At 67.2% G+C, this 19818-nt stretch carries 9 protein-coding genes; 6 read left to right on the top strand and 3 right to left on the bottom strand.

Annotated features, from left to right (window positions below):
* Positions 1-8: 8 nt before the first annotated feature.
* Positions 9-848 (bottom strand): alpha/beta fold hydrolase, encoded by an 840-nt coding sequence (locus ADBZ6K_RS15795; protein ID WP_526348294.1) that lies wholly within the window; start codon positions 846-848, stop codon positions 9-11.
* A 295-nt stretch (positions 849-1143) separates the two neighbouring features.
* Between ADBZ6K_RS15795 and ADBZ6K_RS15790 the strand changes: the two genes are divergently transcribed.
* From ADBZ6K_RS15790 to ADBZ6K_RS15780, 3 genes are all read left to right on the top strand, one after another.
* Positions 1144-1692 (top strand): DUF302 domain-containing protein, encoded by a 549-nt coding sequence (locus ADBZ6K_RS15790; protein WP_526348292.1) that lies wholly within the window; start codon positions 1144-1146, stop codon positions 1690-1692.
* A gap of 432 nt (positions 1693-2124) precedes the next feature.
* Positions 2125-3657 (top strand): DUF2867 domain-containing protein, encoded by a 1533-nt coding sequence (locus ADBZ6K_RS15785; protein WP_526348454.1) that lies wholly within the window; start codon positions 2125-2127, stop codon positions 3655-3657.
* Positions 3654-4085 (top strand): SRPBCC family protein, encoded by a 432-nt coding sequence (locus tag ADBZ6K_RS15780; protein ID WP_526348290.1) that lies wholly within the window; start codon positions 3654-3656, stop codon positions 4083-4085. The genes ADBZ6K_RS15785 and ADBZ6K_RS15780 overlap by 4 nt, the downstream gene beginning before the upstream one ends.
* Positions 4086-4281: 196 nt before the next feature.
* Here ADBZ6K_RS15780 and ADBZ6K_RS15775 read toward each other — a convergent pair whose 3' ends face one another.
* Entirely contained in the window at positions 4282-4788 is a 507-nt protein-coding gene (locus ADBZ6K_RS15775) for a hypothetical protein (RefSeq protein WP_526348466.1), read from the bottom strand.
* Between ADBZ6K_RS15775 and ADBZ6K_RS15770 the strand changes: the two genes are divergently transcribed.
* From ADBZ6K_RS15770 to ADBZ6K_RS15760, 3 genes are all read left to right on the top strand, one after another.
* On the top strand, positions 4723-4971 hold the full coding sequence (locus tag ADBZ6K_RS15770) for an EamA family transporter (protein ID WP_526348288.1): 249 nt from the start codon (positions 4723-4725) through the stop codon (positions 4969-4971). The genes ADBZ6K_RS15775 and ADBZ6K_RS15770 overlap by 66 nt on opposite strands.
* Before the next feature lie 231 nt (positions 4972-5202).
* Complete coding sequence (locus ADBZ6K_RS15765) at positions 5203-6588, top strand: cytochrome P450 (RefSeq protein WP_526348286.1); 1386 nt, start codon at positions 5203-5205, stop codon at positions 6586-6588.
* A 25-nt stretch (positions 6589-6613) separates the two neighbouring features.
* Complete coding sequence (locus tag ADBZ6K_RS15760; protein ID WP_526348284.1) at positions 6614-8596, top strand: primary-amine oxidase; 1983 nt, start codon at positions 6614-6616, stop codon at positions 8594-8596.
* A 246-nt stretch (positions 8597-8842) separates the two neighbouring features.
* On the opposite strand, the gene ADBZ6K_RS15755 is transcribed toward ADBZ6K_RS15760, so the two are convergent.
* Entirely contained in the window at positions 8843-19771 is a 10929-nt protein-coding gene (locus ADBZ6K_RS15755; RefSeq protein ID WP_526348282.1) for an SDR family NAD(P)-dependent oxidoreductase, read from the bottom strand.
* Between the last annotated feature and the right edge of the window lie 47 nt (positions 19772-19818).

Here is a 19818-nt window from a genome sequence, read left to right as displayed (position 1 = left end):
CTTTCCGATTACCGGCTGGCCGCGTTCGCAGCGGTGTGGTTCCACCAGTCGACGACCAGTGCTGCATACTCGTCGGGCCGTTCTTCCCAGATGAAGTGCCCGCCGCCGTCGATGAAGTCAACGTTGCTGTTGGGCAGCCGATCTCTGAGATAGGTCGCGTTCACCGAGGGCACGACCTGGTCTTCGCTGCCCTGTACCACTCGCACCGGTGTGGTGATTCCCGGTAGCAGCGAGCCGAGAATCGGAAGTTGTTCCGGATAGGCCTGAACGTAGGCGATGGAGTCGGCGAACTTGTGCCCGTCGTAGCTGGCGATGTAGTCGTCGCGAATGCGCTGTGACGGACGGTAACCAGCGATGGTGTCCAGCGCGATATCGACGATCGTGCGCCCACCGATCTGCCGATAAGGCTCCACGTCGGTCGCCTCGACCCAGTCCTTCAGCGGGCTGCCCAGCGTGATGGGAACCGCGGCGCCGCCCGTGCCGATCACCAGGCTGGCGAACCGATCCGGACGGGCCGACGCCGCAAACAGCGTTGCCGATGTACCGACGTCGGGCGCCACCACATGCGGCTGCTCGAGGTCGAATGCGTCGGCCATGCGGATGATGAAGTCGCCCATCGCCTTCGGATTCATGAGGTCGGCGCGACGCTCCGATCCGCCGAATCCGGGTAGGTCGATCGCAACGAGACGCGCTTCCCCGGCGAGCCGAGGCCACGCCTGCTCGAACGCGAACACACTTTCGGGCCAGGGGCTGAGCAGCATCGCCTGCCGGGGACCGCTGCCACCCGTCGCGAACCGGACCGACAGTCCGTCGATGGTTGTTGTTCGTGGCTCGATGTTGGTGCTCATGACGCTCCTCCTCGGTGGGCACATGTGTTCACCGTGAGCGCAGCAACCGTGCCTCGAATTCCGGATCGAGCCCCACCAGCCATGCCGTGATTTTCCTGGTCCCACCAGGGCCACCATCCCTGACTGTCTGCGGGAATAGCGTCGACAACAACGGAATTCACACATGTGAGGAGGTCGAGCAGGCGAGTCACCCAACCAGCCCCTGGTCCGGCCCGGGGCGGTGCCCCGCGATTGGCAAGCCCTTCGCTGAAAGGTCGCCCGACACGCACCGCCACCGCACACCCGAAGGAGCCTCATGTCCGCGTCAACCACCCGCACGCCGCACCGCGTCGTCCGCCTCGACATCGCCACCGCGAAGCCCTTCGATGAGTTTCGAGCCGCCTTCGAAGCCGCGGCGCCGGTGTTCGACAGTCAAGCGGTGCACGACATCACCGCCGGCGGCGGGACCTGGGACGACGTTCGCGCCGCGGTCGCGGCCAACGCACCCCACGAGCTGATGGTGTTCTCCTCCATCGACGCCGCCCCGCTGATGTCGGCCGCCGGCCGTTACACCCCGGCGGTGGAGTACCTAGTCGGCAATCACGTCATCGCCGAGCAGATGTTTCGCCACTCCTCCCTGGCCCTGCTATACGCACCGCTACGCATCCTCATCCACGGCGACGCCCGCGGAGACGCTATCTTCACCCTCGATCAACCCAGCACCCTGTTCGCCAGCCTCGACGATCCCGCCGTCACCGACGTCGGTCTCGAACTCGACCGCAAAGTGGCGAACCTATTGGCGGTGATCGGCGTGAACGCCGCAGCCGCGTTCGCCGAGACCGACGGCGACGGGGCGCCGCGGTGAGCGCCGAGGCCGCTGATGGGCCCATTTACCGCGATGGCGGCTGGATTCGGCAAGATCGCGCCGGCAGGCCTCCAGCCGCTCGGCTCTGATTACGAACCGGCCGAGCACCTGGCGATCGACGTCGGCGGCTGCCAGCAGGAGGGCAGATCCCCCAACCTCAAATCGCGACGAAACCACGGCAGGGTGGGCATCTGTCCATCTTGCGTCCTGCTGTTGGCGGGCTGCGCACGCCCGCTGCATGCCGGGATCGGCGAGTGGGCGGTACGCCGAGAATTTCTCGGGTGTGACCCATCCGCCGGCCGGGATGCTCCGAATAAGTAAAGAGGGACGATCCCGCGGGGAGGTGTTGTGGCAGTAGTGCACAGCAGTGCGGTGGACGCGGCTTGCGAGCAGGTATTCGCCTGGCCCGCGCGTCCCGACCCGTCGCTGCACGTGCTGGTGACCGGCGCCACCGGATACATCGGTGGCCGCCTTGCCCCACGTCTAGTCGAAGCCGGTCACCGGGTCAGGGCACTGGCCCGCAATCCCGACAAAATCAGCGATGTTCCGTGGGCCGCCGACGTGGAAGTCGTTCGCGGTGATCTCACCGACCCGGGATCACTCGATGACGCCTGCCGCGACATCGACGTCATCTACTATCTGGTGCACTCGATGGGCGGCCCCGAAGAATTCATCGAATCCGAGCGCCACAGCGCAGAAAACCTCGCCGCCGCTGCACGGCGCGCCGGCGTCGGGCGCATCGTCTACCTCGGTGGCCTGCATGCGGAATCGGATCGGCTCTCGACGCACCTGCGATCACGCAGCCAGGTCGGGGAAATTCTGCTGAACTCCGGCGTCCCGACGGTTGTGCTGCAGGCCGGGGTGGTGATCGGTTCCGGTTCGGCGTCCTTCGAGATGATCCGGCATCTGACCAACCGGCTGCCGGTGATGACGACACCACGCTGGGTCAACAATCGCATCCAGCCCATCGCCATCCGCGACGTGCTCTACTACCTGCTCGCCGCCGCAACCGCGGCGCTGCCGCACAGCCGCGCCTACGATATCGGCGGCCCTGATGTGCTGCGCTACGGCGAGATGATGCAGATCTACGCCGATGTCGCCGGTCTGGCCCGGCGCAGAATTCTGGTACTGCCTGTTCTCACACCGAAACTCGCCGGGCTGTGGATCGGACTGGTGACCCCGGTACCGCCCCGCATCGGCCGCGCCCTCATCGAATCCCTCAGCACCGACGCCGTGGTCGCCGAGCACGATATCGACGCGATGATCGCGCCGCCACCGGCAGGGGCGACCCGATATCGGGATGCCGTCGCGCTCGCGTTGCGCCGCATCGAGGACGGCGAGGTGGAAACCACCTGGGCCAACGCCTCCGCGACCGCAGCCCCCGCCGACCCGCTGCCGTCTGATCCCAGCTGGGCCGGTGAAGTCATCTACACCGACGACCGCAGCATCGACTGCAACGCCACCGTTGAGCAGGTATGGCAGGTCGTCGAAGGTGTTGGCGGAGAGAATGGTTGGTACTCATTTCCGCTTGCCTGGACGATCCGCGGTTGGCTGGACCGACTCACCGGGGGTGTCGGCCTGGCTCGGGGCCGCCGAAACCCCCACCTCCTGCACACCGGTGACGCCCTCGACTTCTGGCGCGTCGAACGCATCGAGCGCCCGCGCCTATTGAGGCTGCGCGCCGAGATGCGCACCCCCGGTGGCGCCTGGCTGGAATGGCGACTCGAATCACGCCACACGGACATCACCCGTCTGCACCAGCGTGCGATCTTCTTTCCGAAAGGCCTTGCTGGACAGCTCTATTGGTATGCACTACTGCCGTTTCACGGCATCATCTTCACCGGCATGGTCAACAACATCGCCGTTGCCGCCACGCACCGCAGACCGCTCCGTCACCCAGCCGTGGCCGGCGACACGAGCGACACCGGGCGCGTGCCAGATTCCCCGCGCAAGGAGTGCACATGATCACGATGCAGCGTGAGCTGACCACCGATTCGAGACCGGACGCCGTGTTCGCGTACTTGGCCGACTTCACCACGACCGAGCAGTGGGACCCCGGGACGGTCAGGACCGTCCGCATCGCTGGTGACGGCGGTGTGGGAACCCGCTACGCCAACACGTCCCGGTTCGCGGGTCGAACGAGTGACCTTGTCTACGTGGTCACGGGCCTGACACCGGGCCATTCGATCGAACTGCGCGGCGAGAACGCTTCGGTCATCGCCCATGACACCATCACCGTCGCCGCCCACCCCGAGGGTTCGCTGATCACATATTGTGTGAGGTTCGCCTTCCGGGGATGGCTGCGGTGGGCCGAACCGCTGTTGCGTCTGGCGGTGGCCAATCTGCTCGACAAGGGTGTGGAGGGACTTCGCCGAGAACTGTCGCGGATCTGAGAAGGTGCGAAGCACCCGGCCGATGGTGGTGGATGAGGGAATGCATCAATGCCGGTTGATCCACCAGATATGCGTTGACAACGCAGTGGCGAACGCGCACCAGGCGGGAAAGCCGCCAGCGGCGCTGCGCGCTGTTGGCGGACCGCGACCGCGCGGCGGGTCAGGTCGACGCTACTGGCGGTCAGCGCGGCCGCGGTCAGCGCAGCCAGTCCGAGACGGTGGCGATCAACGTCGAGTATTCGTCTGATCTGGTTAGCTCTGACTTGGTTGCGATCATCCACGACGAAGTCGACGGTCTGGGCTGTATGCGGGTTTCGGGTCGATCGAACGAGTTTTCACCGATCCGGATCAGCTTCGTGACCCGGCTGTCCGGCAACGCATAAGGGACTACCTTGACGATCCGTCGGTGTCGCCATTGGTGTTCGAGCGGCTCGCCGAGCGTAACCCCGAGAATGTGAACGAGATTTCTCGGAAACTGTTGAGGCGAAAGCATTTTGACTGGGTCGCTGACGGCGACAGAATGCTGCGCCGACGCAAAGCGGAGTACTTCAGCGAACAGCGACTGCCGTACGTCGTGCCGCTCAGCGAGAAACTGCTGCCGTACGCCCGAGGTGCATGACGTCGGGCGGCGGTCTGGATGTTCCTCGGGTTCTTCGCCTGGTACCGCGGTCTTGCGCTCGGCCCGATGGCACAAGTCAGCCAAACCCAGCTCGTTCAGCCAGTCATGACCATCTACTGGGTGACCGTGCTACTTCACGAACAACTGACCTGGCCAACGGTATTGGGTGGTCTGGTCATCATCGGTTGTGCACTGACCGCCGTCGGTACCCGAGCGGGAAACCGTGACGTTTCAACGAATAAGGAGCCCGCGCACGCAACGCGGTGACGCACGTACGCCGTTCGGATCGACCCTTCCAGTCGGGATGATCTGGGAACCGATCTGAGAAACGCAGTGGGCCAACACGGGGCGGTCGTCGACCTATCCGGCTTGACCGATTGACCGCCCGCACGCTGCCAAGCGAAAATCGAGTAGTGGCCTACGCTATACGCCGCCGCGTTCGCGTGCGAACCTCGATACAGCCCCGGTTCGGGTCCCGGGGACGAAGGGGGTCGCACCGTGGACGTGAGAACCGAGAACGTCGACGTGAGGGCGCGGCCACTGGCGCCGCTGAACCCGTTGCCGTACCGCAGACAAGTCAAGGCGCTTAGGGCTTTTCATACCGGGCTCGAGGTGCTGCGTGACGCGGGCGGTCCGGTGACGCGACTGCGGCTCGCCCCGAAATGGCTCATGCAGCCGGTCGTCGTCGTGACGTCCCCGCAAGGTATGCGCGATGTGCTGGGTAGCGGGACGCACACCGAGAAGTCCCTTGTGCACCGGGAACAACGAGACCTGCTGGGCCCCAACCTGTTCAATCTACCCTATCAGCCCTGGCTGCCGCGCCGTCGCGCTCTCCAGCCGGTGTTCACCAAACAGCGCGTCCACGCTTTCGCCGGCCACATGGCGCAGGCCGCCGACTCGGTGACCGGCACCTGGCGTGATGGCGCCGTGGTCGATCTGGATGCGGAATGTCGCAAGCTGACGCTGCGGGCGCTGGGCCGCGCGGTGCTCGGGCTTGACCTCGACGAACAGGTCGACGCCATCGCCGAACCGCTGACCGTCTCCTTGCGCTACGTGGCCGACCGGTCGCTGCGGCCGGTGCGCGCCCCGAAATGGCTACCCACCCCGGCCCGTCGCCGGGCCGTCGCCGCCAGCGACACCGTCCATCGCATCGCCGACGAGATCCTGCAGGCCTGCCGCGCAGACCCCGGCCGGGAGGCGCCACTCGTGCGTGCCCTCATCGAGGCCACCGATCCCGACACCGGGCGTGCACTGTCCGACGACGAGATCCGCAACGACCTGACCGCGTTCATGTTCGCCGGCCACGACACCACGGCCACGACGCTGGCGTACACCTTGTGGGCCTTGGGCCGCCGCAGTGACATCCAGGACCGCGTGTATGACGAAGTCGCCCAGCTCGGCGATCGGGAGCCGACACCCGAGGACATCCCCCGGCTGGGCTACACGGTCCAGGTGTTACACGAAGCGCTGCGGCTGTGCCCGCCCGCCGCGAGTGTCGGACGGGCGGCGACGCAGGACATCGTGGTCGACGGCTATCGTGTCGAGGCAGGCACGTTGCTGGGCGTCGGCATCTACGCGCTGCACCGTGACCCGGCGCTGTGGGAGCGGCCGCTGGAGTTCGACCCCGACCGCTTCAGCCCGCAGAACGCCAAGAACCGCGACCGTTGGCACTATCTGCCGTTCGGCGCGGGACCGCGCTCGTGCATCGGCGACCACTTCGCCATGCTGGAAGCCACCCTTGCGCTTGCCAGCGTCATCCGGAAGGTCGACATTCGGTCCGTCGAACCGGATTTCCCGATGGCGGTGCCGTTCACCCTGGTTGCCGGTGGCCCGATCCGGGCGCGGGTGGGTGTGCGTCGTGCGGAGGCCGATCGTTACGGTTGAACCGAAAGATGTGGAGGGACAGCGCATGAACGCCGCCGGGACGGCCGTGACGGCTTCGCGACGGCATCCCTTGGATCCGTTGACGGGTGAAGAGATCGAAGCCGCGGCTCGGATCTTCCGACGTGATGCGCCCGAAGTCGCTCGCCCCCGTTTTGTCAGCATCGAAGTTGAGGAACCTCCCAAGCAACTGATTCTCGAGTTGTCGGACGATGAGCAGGTCGACCGCCGAGCGTTCCTGGTGGTCCGTGACGCCGCGACTGGCCAGACTTTCGAGGCCGTGGTCTCGCTGACCGACGGTCGGCTGGTCGTGCTCGACGCTGTCGCTGCGGTGCAGTCCGCGGGGATCGAGGAGGATTTCGCGCTGGTGGAGCGGCTGGTCAAAGAGGATCCGCGGTGGCAGGCCGCGATGCGTACGCGCGGAGTGCAGGACTTCACCCACGTCTTGGTCGACGCGTGGCCCGCGGCGTATCTCGGCGAGCAGGATGCGCCCACCCGCCGGCTGAGCCGCCCGCTCACCTTCGTCGGCTACTCCGCCGAGGAGAATGCCTACGGGCATCCGGTCGAAGGGCTCAGCATTGTGGTGGACCTCGACCGGCGTGAGGTAGTCGAGGTCATCGACCACGGTGTCGTTGATATCCCTTCCACCCCAGCGGAATACACCGAATCGGGAATCCAGGTCCAGGGCAATGTCCCGCGGTTCGCTGGACCACGCACCGACGTTGCACCACTGCAGGTCAGCCAGCCGCAGGGCCCGGGTTTCACTGTCGACGGGCATGAGCTGCGTTGGCAGAAATGGTGCTTGCGGGTCGGCTTCACCCCTCGCGAGGGGCTGGTGCTGCACACCGTCAGTTACGACGACCGTGGGACCGTGCGTTCGATCGCCTACCGGATGTCGATTTCGGAGATGGTGGTGCCCTACGGAGACCCCGCCCCGATCCACGTCTACAAGAGCGCCTTCGACGGCGGCGAAGAAGGCCTCGGCGTGGATGTGAACAGTCTGGAACTGGGCTGTGATTGCCTGGGCGAGGTGCATTATCTGAGCGCCGCGCTCACCGATGCCGACGGGCAGGCTCGGGTGGTCGACAATGCCATCTGCATCCACGAGGAGGACTACGGCGTGCTCTGGAAGCACACCGACTACCGGACCGGGAAGACCGAGGTCCGCCGATCGCGGCGGCTGGCGATCTCGTTCTTCGCCACCATCGCCAACTACGACTACGGGTTCTTTTGGTACTTCTACCAAGACGGCACCATCCAGTGCGAGGTCAAACTGACCGGCATCATGTCGATGGGCGCACACCGCGCGGACGAAAAGCCACGCCACGGAGTGAAATGCGCGCCCGGCCTGTACGCGCCACACCACCAGCACTTCTTCAACGCTCGACTCGACATGGCGGTCGACGGTCAGCGCAACACCGTCGTCGAGGTGGACAGCCACCCGGACCCGGTGGGCCCCGAGAACCCCTATGGAAACGCCTGGCGCGTCACCGCTACACCGCTGGCGCGCGAATCCGAAGCGCAACGCGACATCGATCCTCGATCTGCCCGCTTTTGGACGATCATCAACCACGAGCGCCGCAACCACGTCGGAGAACCCGTCGGCTACGCGTTGCTACCCGGCGACAACGCGTTCCCGATGCTGCACCAGGACGCCCCGGCACTCAACAGGGCAGGCTTCATCAGGCACCACCTGTGGGTGACGAAATACTCTGTACGCGAACGGTTCGCCGCCGGCGACTACCCGTATCAAAGCAGCGGTGGTGCGGGCCTTCCGCAATGGGTTCAACAGGACCGGCCGCTGGTCAACGAGGATGTCGTCGTTTGGTACACCTTCGGCGCTCACCACGTCGCCCGACCCGAAGACTGGCCCGTCATGCCGGTGTCCTACATCGGTTTCCACCTCAAGCCCAGCGGATTCTTCGACGGCAACCCGGCACTTGACCTTCCCGCCCCAACCCCGCACCACGCCTGCGGCACCCGTAACGGGGGCGATACGGCAGGTCAGTAGTACTGGCCGCCCCGCGGTCGACGTCCTGCGCTCATCGATACGTCGCTGCATCGTGGTGAGCAGTTCCCGTGTCGTGAGCCAGAGAGGAGTGCACGTTACGGGTGTTTCGTGCGTCGCTGAACGAGTCCTCGAACTCTTCGATCAACTCGTCCGGCCATGCCACGAGTGTGGCTGCGGGAACCGACAAGTCCGGCTTCCCTCACAGTCTGGTTGGCGCGACCTGGATCGGTGCCGATGTCGCCGAAGTCAGGCGGGGTCCTCGCCCGGCAGTGAGGCTTCCTCCGCGGAATCCACCGCGGCCTCCGATACAGCCTGCGACACCGCATCGGGCAGCTGAGCTACCAGATACTCGGCCAGCCCGCCGATGGTCGGATAGTCGAACACCGCCGTCGCGTTGATGGTGAACGCACCGCCGAACTGACTGTGCAGCCGGTTGCGCAGTTCGATCGCCATCAGCGAATCGGTACCCAGGTCCAGGAACCGGCTCGTCGCGGCCGGCGGCTGCGCAAGCCGCAGGAAGTTCTGCACTTCGCACTGCAGGAACTCGGTCACGAAGCCGGCGCGCTGTGCCGGCGGGATCTCCTGCAGCTGCTTGAGCAGCTCGCTGTCACCGGTCACCTCGCCGGCGGCACTGGGCAGAACCAGGTCGAGGATCGGCGGCCGCGACGTGCCCAGCACCTTGGCGGCACGCACCCAGTTGGCCTTGATGACGGTGGCCTGGCCGGTGCCGTTGGCGACGACCTCGGCCAGCGCCCCCAGCGCCCCCGACGGATCCAGCGGAATCAGGCCCTGCGCACCGATATTCGCGTGCGCTGCCTTCGACGACGCCATGCCTCCCTCGCCCCAAGGCCCGAAGTTGATGCCGGTGGCGGGCAGGCCAGCCGCCCTCCGCGATGCGACCAGGCCGTCGAGCAGTGCGTTGGCCGTCGCGTAGTTGGACTGACCGGGGGAGCCGAACAGACTGGACACCGAGGAGGACACGATGAAGAAGTCCAGGTCGTCGTCCTTCGTCAGCCGGTCCAGATGCATGGCGCCATAGGCCTTGGGCGCCAGGGTCTTCCGGAATCGTTCCACATCCTGCTGGGACAGCAACGCATCGTCGAGCACACCGGCCAGATGCACCAACCCCGCCAGTGGCGGCAACTCCGCGCGAATCCGCTCCAACAACGCCGACACCGAGGACTCCTCGCCCACGTCGGCGGTGAAGACATGGATACGGCACTTGGAGCGCTCGGTGATCTCGTCGATCGCCCGCTGCGCATTCGTGTCGGGCGCGCGCCTGCTGGTCAGCACGATGTCGCCCGCGCCGAGTTGGGCCAGGTGGGACGCCGTGTGCAGACCGATCGCACCGAGACCGCCGGTGATCAGATAGCTCCGATCCGCGCGTGGCTGCAGCGGATTCGGTATCTGACAAACGATCTTGCCGATGTGCCGCGCCTGCTGCATCCGGCGGAACGCGGCCCGAGCCTCGGTCAGCGGATACACCTCGGCGGGCAGCGGCATCCACTCACCCCGGCCCAACCCATCGGACACCTCGGTGAGCAAATTGCGAATCCGATCGGGCTCGGTCAGCATCACGGTGTCCAGCGCGACGATCTCGTAGGTGACATCGGGCCGCGCCTCGGCCATCTGTTCAACCGTCCAGATGTCACGCTTGGCGATCTCGGCGAACCGCCCGCCCTCGGCCGTGGCCCGCAACGTCGCCTCGATGAACCCTTCGCTGGTCAGGCTGTTGAGCACCACGTCCACCCCGACGCCGTCGGTGTCCGCCAAGATCTGATCGGCGAAATCCGTTGTGCGCGAATCGTAGATGTACTTTACGCCCAGCCGTCGCAGTGTCGCACGCTTGAACGTGCTTGCGGTGGCGAACACCTCGGCACCGCACCGCTGGACCATTTGGATCGCCGCCAGCCCGACACCCCCGCTGGCGGCGTGGATGAGCACCTTGTCGCCCGGCCGCAGCGCCGCCCAGTCGAAGGCCAGCCGGACCGTCAGCGCCGCAGCGGGAATCGTCGCCGCCTCCACGGCGCTGATCCCATCCGGGATCGGTGCCAGGAACTGGGCCGGCACATTGAACCGGCTGGCAAATGCCCCCTGCATGGAGCCGTAGACCCGTTGGCCCAGATCGAGTCCGGTGACCCCGTCGCCCAATTGGGTGACGACGCCGGCGAAGTCGCCGCCGATCGGTCCGGGGTCGCCCGGGTAGAGGCCCAGCACGTTGAGCACATCGCGGAAGTTGAGGCCCGCGGCCTCCACCCGCACCTGCACGTAGCCCTTGTCCGGCGCCGGCACGTCCGTCTCGGTCAGCCGCAGGTTGTCGATCGCACCCCGCTCGGTGGGCGCCAGTACGTAGTCACTGCCGCGCGGCACCGTGAGATGCCCGCTGCGCGCCCACGGCAACAACCGCGACGCGAGCAGCTTGCCTTGGCGCACGGCAAGTTCCGGTTCGTCCGCCGGCGTGGCCAGCAGCGTAGCCAGCGCCTGCACGGCCTCCGGTGACCCGTCGCCGTCGACCAGTCGACAGCGCAGCGCGGGTTCCTCATTGATGGTGGTGCGGCCGAATCCCCAGAGCGCGGCCTGCACCGGGTCGACGGGCTCGCCCGATTCTGTGGCGACGGCCCGCTCGGTGACGATCCACAGGCCGCCCGGCAGTTTCACCTGCCCGCCCTGCACGGTGTGCACAGCGGACAACAACTGGGCGATCTCCGACTCCAACCGCTCGGCCTCACCCTCAGAAGCCGAGACCCGCCACACCACACCCGCGAACGGCACACCCCGTTCGGCCGCCTCCGCGAGCACGGGTCCCAACAACCCAGCATCACGGTCGAACGGGATACAGCTCGGGAGCGCAGCAGCCAGCTCGTCGAAGCCGCACACCAGCCAGGTGCCGTCGACGGTTGCGGTCTCCCCAGAGACCGGTACCTCGTGCCAGCCCAGGGTGTACAGCAGCCGGGTGGCGTCGCCGCCGAGGCCGCGCAGCAGCGCCTCCCGGGGTGCGCGTTTGACGGTGAACTCGCGGATTCCGCCCAGCAGCCGGCCATTTCGGTCGACGAAGTCGAGGTCGAACACCTGCGTCTCGCTGTTGAGTTCGCTGGTGTGCCAGCGGGCGCGGCAGTAGAACCGGCGCGGCATCTTCTCGGCCAGCCACACCTGCCCGTACCGCAATGGCAGGAACAGATCGTGGACTCCCTGTTCTGCGGCCAGCAGTGCCGGGAACGCCGGGAAGGCCACCCCGGTGCACAGGTCCATCAGCACCGGATGCATCGGCTCGGTTCCCAGTTGCTCGGCCAGTTCCTCACCGACGCTGATGTCTCCGACCGCCTCGCCGTCGGAGAGCCACAATGATTTCAGCGAACCGGACCAGTTCGGCCCCCACGCCAGCTCCATGTCCGCGAAGGTCTCGAACAGATCCTGCGGACGCATCCGTTCCATCCGCTCGGTCACCGCGTCGACGGGTTCCGCCTCGGGCGCCGACACGTCCGAAACGCCGGTCACGACGGTGCCTTCGGCATTCAGCGACCATTCGGCGTCCCGCTCACCGTACGGACGGCTGTGCACCTGGAAGCGCTGCCCACCGTCTGCGACCGGATGCAGTGTCAGCTGCACCTCACGGGAGCTCTTCTCGGGCAGGATGATCGGCTCGTAGAAGAACACTTCCTTGACGCTCGCCGGCGCACCGACGGCTGCCAGCGCCATCGCGGCATAGGTCGCCCCGGGCACCACGACGGTGCCGTAGATGACGTGGTCGGAAAGCCACGGCTGCGATCTGACCGACAACCTGCTGGTGTACACCGAGTCACCCGAGGCAAGATCCTTGGCATTGCCCAGGATTCCGGACGCCGCAGCGCCGTCGACGGCGATGCCCGAAGACTTGGGCCAGAAGCGTCGACGCTGGAATGGATAGGTAGGCAGTTCCACACGGCGCCCGGAAGCAGGGTGCAGCGCAGCGAAATCGGGCCGGTGACCGCCGACGTAGGCCGCGGCCAGCGCCTCGGCGATCTGACGTCGATCACCAACGCCTTTGCGCATCGAGACGATCGCCCGCGGCGCGGCCAGATGCTCCGGCCAGACCTGCACCGCGGCGCCGGTCAGCACCGGTTGCGGACCGATCTCCATCAACACCGAGCAGCCCAGCGCCGCCACGGTGCGCACGCTTTCGGTGAACTGCACCGGCTGACGCGAATGCCGCCGCCAGTACCCCGCGTCGATCGGGGTCTGGCCGGTGAGGACGGCGCCGGTGCGGTTGCACACCAGCGGCAACGCCGGCGCGGCGAACGTGAACTGCGTGGCGTACGACTCGAATTCGTCGAGCACCGGATCCAGCAGTTCGGAATGGAAGGCGTGGCTGGTCTCCAGCCAGGTGCAGCGGATCGCCTCGTCGCCGAAGCGGGCGACGATCTGCTCGAGATCCTCACCCGGACCCGAGAGGACCGTGTTGGGTCCGTTGTAGGCGCCGACGGACACCCGCGGAAACTCACCGGCGATCTGCTCGACGTGCGTGGGGTCGGTGAACACCGCCACCATCCGGCCGCCGGCGGGCAGGCTGCCGAACAGCCGGCCTCGCTCGGCCATGAGCCGTGCGCCGTCCTCGAGGCTGAACACTCCGGCCACACAGGCAGCCGCGTACTGGCCGACGCTGTGGCCCAGCACCACGTCGGGCTTGATACCCCACGACTGCCACAGCCGGGCCAGCCCCATCTCGACGGCGAACAGTGCCGGCTGCGCAAACGACGTATGCCGCACCGCCTGGCCCGCCTCGGGGTCGTTCGAGAACAATACCTCCAGCAGCGGGCGCGGCAGCATGTCGTCGACCGCTTCCGCGCACCGCGTCACAGTCTCGGCGAAAACCGGCTCGGCGTCGAACAATTCGCGGGCCATCCGCGGATACTGGCTGCCTTGCCCGGTGAACAACCAGGCCGTCGTCGGCCGATTGGTGTGCTCGCCACGCAGGACGCCGGGGCGCTGTCGGTTCTCGGCCAGCTCGGCCATGCCCTGGCGAGCCCCTTCGACCGAATCCACCACCAGCGCTGCCCGGTGCTCGAAGTGCGACCGGCCGGTTCCGGCGGTCAGGCACACCTCGGCGATGTCGACATCCGGGTGGGCGGCCAACCAGGACTCGTAGCGCTGCGCCAGTGCCACCAGTGCTTCCGGCGAGCGCGCCGACAACGTAAGTACGTCGAGCGACCCCGACGACCCCGAAGGCCCCGTCGGTTCCTCGGCGACGACGGGCGGTGCCTCCTCGATCAGCACATGCGCGTTCGTCCCGGTGAACCCGAAGGAACTGACGCCCGCACGCCGCGGCCTGCCGTTGGTGCGCCATGGCGTGGCCTTGTCCACCACGCGAACCGGAAGCGAGTCCCACGGGATGTGCGGCGACGGGTTCTCGAAATGCAGGCTCGCGGGCAGCTGTTCGTGTTGCAGGGACAGCACGACCTTGATCAGACCCGCGGCGCCGGACGCCGACTCGGTGTGGCCGATGTTGGTCTTCACCGATCCCATCAGCAGCGGACGGTCCGCATCACGCGCACCGCCGTATGCGGCCGCCGCGGCCTGCACCTCGATCGGATCACCCAACGGGGTGCCCGTGCCGTGCGCCTCGAGGTAGTCGACGTCTGCGCCCGTCAAGCCGGCGCGGGCCAGCACCGTCCCGATAAGTCGTTGCTGTGCACCACCATTGGGCACCGTCAGGCCACTGGACGCACCGTCCTGGTTCACCGCGCTGCCGGAGATGACCGCCAGCACCCGGTCGCCGTCCCGCTGCGCGTCGCTGAGCCGCTTGAGCACCAGGATGCCGCAGCCTTCACTGCGCACATAGCCGTCGGCCGAGGCGTCGAACGTCTTGCAGCGTCCAACGGGGGAGAGCATCCTCGCCCGGGATGCGGCGATCACCGTCACCGGACTCAGCAGCACGTTCACCCCGCCGGCCAATGCCATGTCGCAGTCACCGGAATGCAGCGCCAGGCAGGCCTGATGGACGGCCACCAACGCCGAACTGCATGCGGTGTCCACCGCCACCGCCGGGCCTTCGAGGCCGAGCGCGAAAGCCACCCGACCGGAAATCGCATTCAGAGCATTGCCGGTGATGAAGTACGGCTCGATCTTGTCGACCGACTCCGAGGACAGCAGGTGCGCGTATTCGTTGGCGGCCACCCCGGTGAAGACGCCGGTTCGGCTGCCGCGCAAGGAGGACGGCCCGTACCCCGCTCTTTCCAAGCCCTCCCACACCGTTTCGAGGATCAGGCGCTGCTGCGGCTCGATCCACACCGCTTCGCGGGGCGAAATGCCGAAGAACTCGGGATCGAACCCGTCAATGCCGTCGAGGAACCCACCGAAGCGCGTGTACGTCTTGCCCGGAGTCTCCGGATCCGGGTCGTAGAACTCGTCGATGTCGAAGCGATCCTCCGGAACCTCTCGGATCGCATCGACGCCGCCGGACAGCACCTCCCAGAACGCTTCCGGATCGGGCGCACCGGGGAAACGGCACGACACCGCGACGATCGCGATCGGTTCGTCGGTACGCGTCGTCACCACCGACGCCGGCGCCGGCCCGGATTTCTGCTCGCTGAGCCCGAGCACGTCACCGAGGAGGTAGTCGGCGGCGTCGGACAGCCGCGGGTGGTCCATCACCAGGGTGACCGGGATTTCCTTGCCCACACCCTGTTCCATGCGGCGCCGCAGTTCGACGGCCATCAGCGAATCCATACCGAGGTCGAAGAAACCCGCATCCTCGCGGATCTCCGCGGGATCCACCCGGGTCACCTCGGCGACCGCGTCGCGCAGATAATCGGTCAGCAGCTTCTTGCGTTGCTGCACCGGCGCATTGGTGAGCCGTTCGACCAACTGGGTCTTCCCGGACGCGGTGACGGGCGCGGACACCGCGGCGGGCACGTCGCGTTCCAACTCGGCCAGGAATCCCCGCCGGCCCGCCTGTTGGTAGAGCGGCAGGAACCGGGCCCAGTCGATCCGGGCTACCACACCCTGGGCCGCCCCGGCCGACACGACATCGGCCAGACCTGCCAGCGCGTCGGAGGGGGACAAGGTCCGGACCCCGCGCTGTTCGAGCCGGGCACGGGACTCGGCGTCGGCCATGCCCGTCGACCAGGGGCCGAAGTTCACGCTGATTCCGCGGACGCCCTGTTCGCGCAGGCGCCAGGCCAGCCCGTCCAGGAACGCATTGGCCGCGCTGTAGGCGGTCTGGCCGTATCCACCCCAGACCGAGGCGATCGAGGAGGTGCTGAGGAAGAAATCCAGGGCGTGAGGTGACGCGTCAAGAGCCGCTTCGCTCAAATGCCAAGCACCCCAGGCCTTTCCGGCGAACACACGATCCACTTCGGTGTCGTCCAGGTTGCTCAGCGGGGTGGTGCCGATCTCGCCCGCGGCGTGGACGATGCCGGCCAGCGGCGGAAGCTCGGCCGCCACGGTGGCAAAAAGGCGTGCGACGTCGTGTGCGTCGGCGACATCGGCAGCGACGGTTCGGACCTCACAACCGTACTGTTCTCCGAGGGCATCGATGCGCCGTTGCGCGGCGTCGCCGGGCGCGCGCCGGCTGGTCAGCACCAGCTGCTTGGCGCCGTGCGCGGCCAGGTATCCGGCGATCTCCAGCCCGATGGACCCGAGACCGCCGGACACCAAATATGTTGCATCGGCGCGCAGTTCCAGCGGCGCGGCACTCGGCGGCCCGGCCCGTCGAACCAGCCGGGGAACATAGATCGCGTCATCGCGCAGCGCGATCTGGTCCTCACCACGCGGTGGGGCCACCGCATGGTCGACGAACCGGGACCATTCCTCGGTGCTACCCGTGGCAAGATCGGCCAGTCCGCCCCACACCTGCGGGAGCTCCAACGCCGCCGCGCGACCGAATCCCCACAGGCAGCTCTGCTCCGGCGACACGGTGTCGGCGTCGCCGACCCGCTGCGCGCCGCGGGTCACGATCCAGATGGGCCTGCGTATCTCGGCGGCCGCCGCGGCACGCAGCAGCCGCCGGGTCTCACCCAAGATTCGGTGCTGCATCCGCAACAGGGACCGCATCGACGGTGCACCGTCGGAGTCCAGCGCCGCGACGTTCACGATCTGCAGCGTCGGATCCTCGGCTGCCGCAGCGCGTAGCGTCTCGGCGAGCCTGTCGGTGTCGGTGTCGGACACCGGCAACTCGACAAAACGGTGCCGTTGGCCGCGTGCGGTCAGCACCTCGACCAGCGGCCTGATCGCTTCGGTGTCGTCGCCCACAAGGATCCAGCCGGCCGCCTCGCCGGAGCCGGCAGTCGTGGATTTCTCCCAGCGCAACTCGTATCGGTCGTCTGCGATCGATTGCGTCGTACGTTCCTGGTTATGTTGTGCCGCAAGCTTGGTCAGCACGTTGAGGGTCTGTTCGTCGCCGTCGAGCAAGGCCACGAGTTCCTCGAGTCGGCCGTCCTCGAGCAGGCGAACCGCCTGCGTCCGTGCCCCGCCGGCACGCTGGGGCTTCGCGGCCCGATCCTGGTTGTCCGAGAACCAGTACTGGCGATGCTCGAACGGATAGGTGGGCAGGTCGAGCTTTCGCGCGTGCGCCTGCCGGAAAGCGGCGAAATCGGGAAGGTGTCCCGAGACATAGGCGTCGGCGACGGCTTCGATGATCTGCCGGGGGTCGGAGGTGTTGCGGCGCAACGACGCGATGGCCCGGGGTGCGGTGGCCGGGTCGGGCCAGGCCCGCAGAGCCGCGGCGGTGAGCACCGGTTGCGGGCCGATCTCGATCAACACCTTGCAGTTCAGCTCGGCCAGGGTGGCCACACTCTTGGCGAACTCGACCGGCTGACGCGCATGACGGCGCCAGTACGCGCCGTCGAGTTTCACGTTCCACCCGAGCGCGGTGCCGGTGCGGTTGTCGATCAGAATCCGCTGTGGCGTATTGAAAGTGAACCGATCCGCATACTCCTCGAACTCGCCGAGGATGGGATCGAGCAGTGCCGAGTGGAAGGCGTGGCTGGTGTCGAGCCAGTCGCACCGGACGCCGTCGGCCGCCAGCCGAGCCACCGCACGCTCCAGATCCGGCGCGAGCCCGGACAATACGGTGTTGGCACCGTTGTAGGCGGCCACCGACAAGGTGGGGAACTCGTCGGTCAGGTTTTCGGCCCGTTCGGCGGCGGTGAACACTGCGGCCATCCGCCCGCCCGCGGGCAGGCTGCCGAAGAGGCGGCCACGCTCGGCCATCAGCAGGGCGCCGTCCTCGAGACTCAACACGCCCGCAACACACGCCGCCGCGTACTGGCCGACGCTATGGCCCACCACCACGTCCGGCTCGAAGCCCCACGACTGCCAGAGCCGGGCCAGGCCCATCTCCACGGCGAACAACGCGGGCTGCGCGTAGGACGTCTGACGCAGCGTCGCCTGGGTATTTTCTCCCGTCGCTTCGCTCGCCTGGATATCGAAGATCACGTCCAGCAACGGCTTTTCGAGAACATCGGCTACCACGGCCGCGCATCGGCGAAGCGTCTCGGCGAACACCGGTTCGGTGTCGAACAGCTCCCTGGCCATGCCGGGGTACTGGCTGCCCTGCCCGGTGAACAGCCACGCCGTCTTGGGTGTGTCGTGAGACTCTGCGCGAACCAGACCCGGAGCGGGGCGGTCGTCCGCGAGCGCGCCGAGCAGGTCCATGGTGGCTTCTCTGGAGTTGACCACCAATGCGGCCCGATGCTCGAGGTGAGCCCGTGCCGCGCCCGCGGTGAAGCTCAGGTCGGCCAGAGTGGCCTCGGGATGCGCGCTCAACCAGTTGCGGTAGTCGTCGGCAAGCTGCACCACGGCGGCGGGTGTACGCGCCGAAAGGGGCACGACGCTGAACCGCTCGACCGGGCCGGGGGTCGCAGCGGCCCGCTCGGGCACCTCCGGTGCCTCTTCGAGGATGACGTGCGCGTTCGTCCCGGCGAACCCGAAGGAGCTGACGCCGGCTATCCGCGGCCGGGGGCGGCGTTCCCAGGCGGTGGGCTCTTCGACGACCTGCACCGCAAGCCGATCCCAGGGAATGTGGGGCGACGGATTCCGGAAATTGAGGTGCTGCGGCAGCAATTCGTTCTCGAGCGACAGGATGACCTTGATGACGCCGGCGATACCCGCCGCCGCTTCCAGGTGTCCGATGTTCGTCTTCACCGAGCCCATCAACAGCGGCCGGCCGGGTTCACGTCCGGCGCCGAGCACCGCACCTGCGGCCTGGGCCTCGATCGGGTCACCCAGCGAGGTACCCGTGCCGTGCGCCTCCAGGTAGTCGATGGCGCTGGCCTCCAGACCGGCGCGTTTCAAAGCATCGGTGATAACCCGTTGCTGGGCAATGCCGTTGGGCACCGTCAAACCGCCCGATGCGCCGTCCTGGTTGACCGCGCTGCCGCGGATCACGGCACGGATCGTGTCACCGTCGCGAACCGCGTCCTCGAGACGCTTGATGACGATGACGCCGCAGCCCTCGCCCCGCACGTAGCCGTCGGCCGCCGCGTCGAATGTCTTGCACCGGCCGTCGGGTGCGAGCATGTGCGCGCTGGAGAACGTGATCATGGTCGCCGGGGTGAGCAGCACGTTCGCGCCGCCGGCCAGTGCGAGGTCACATTCGCCCAGGCGCAGTGCCTGGCAGGCCTGATGGATTGCCACCAGCGACGAACTGCACGCCGTGTCGACGGCGACCGACGGCCCCTGTAGCCCCAGCCGGTAGCTGATCCGTCCGGCGCCCGCGGCGTTCGACGTGCCAATGGCCATATAGGCCTCGATCTCGGGATAGGTCAGCTCGTCGGATGCCATGCCCAGGTAGTCGTGGGTGGCCAGGCCCACGAACACGCCGGTGTTGGTGTCGGCCAGATCGGTCGGTGCGGTGCCGGAATGCTCCACCGCCCGCCATGCCGTCTCGAGCAGGAGCCGGTGCTGCGGGTCCATCAGCCTGACCTCGCGCGTCGACATTCCGAAGAACGGTGCGTCGAATCCCGTCACGTCGTCGACGAAGCCGGCCCGCCGGGTGACCACCTTGCCGGGTGTGCCGGGTTCGGGGTCGAAGAACTCGTCGGCGTCCCAGCGGTCCGTTGGCACGTTGGAGATAGCGTCGCGGCCCTCCCTCAGTACGTCCCAGAAGCTCTCGGCGTCCGGGGCGCCCGGGAAGCGCGCGGCGTAGCCGACGATGGCGAAACGCGGCGGTGAATCGCTCGGACGGTCGGCGGATCCCACGACGTGGTCCTCCTTGTATCGGACAGTCAGGCTGTGACCCGCTGACA

It is taken from the genome of Mycobacterium sp., assembly GCF_044223235.1.
GTDB lineage: Bacteria > Actinomycetota > Actinomycetes > Mycobacteriales > Mycobacteriaceae > Mycobacterium.
The sequence above is the reverse complement of the archived record's forward strand: the minus strand, read 5'-3'. Positions and strand labels throughout refer to the sequence as shown.

Bases quoted from the DNA above. Each gene is read 5' to 3' on its own strand.
- ADBZ6K_RS15780 (WP_526348290.1), top strand. From the start codon at position 3,654: ATGATCACGATGCAGCGTGAGCTGACCACCGATTCGAGACCGGACGCC.
- ADBZ6K_RS15790 (WP_526348292.1), top strand. From the start codon at position 1,144: ATGTCCGCGTCAACCACCCGCACGCCGCACCGCGTCGTCCGCCTCGAC.
- ADBZ6K_RS15760 (WP_526348284.1), top strand. From the start codon at position 6,614: ATGAACGCCGCCGGGACGGCCGTGACGGCTTCGCGACGGCATCCCTTG.
- ADBZ6K_RS15770 (WP_526348288.1), top strand. From the start codon at position 4,723: ATGTTCCTCGGGTTCTTCGCCTGGTACCGCGGTCTTGCGCTCGGCCCG.
- ADBZ6K_RS15795 (WP_526348294.1), bottom strand. From the start codon at position 848: ATGAGCACCAACATCGAGCCACGAACAACAACCATCGACGGACTGTCG.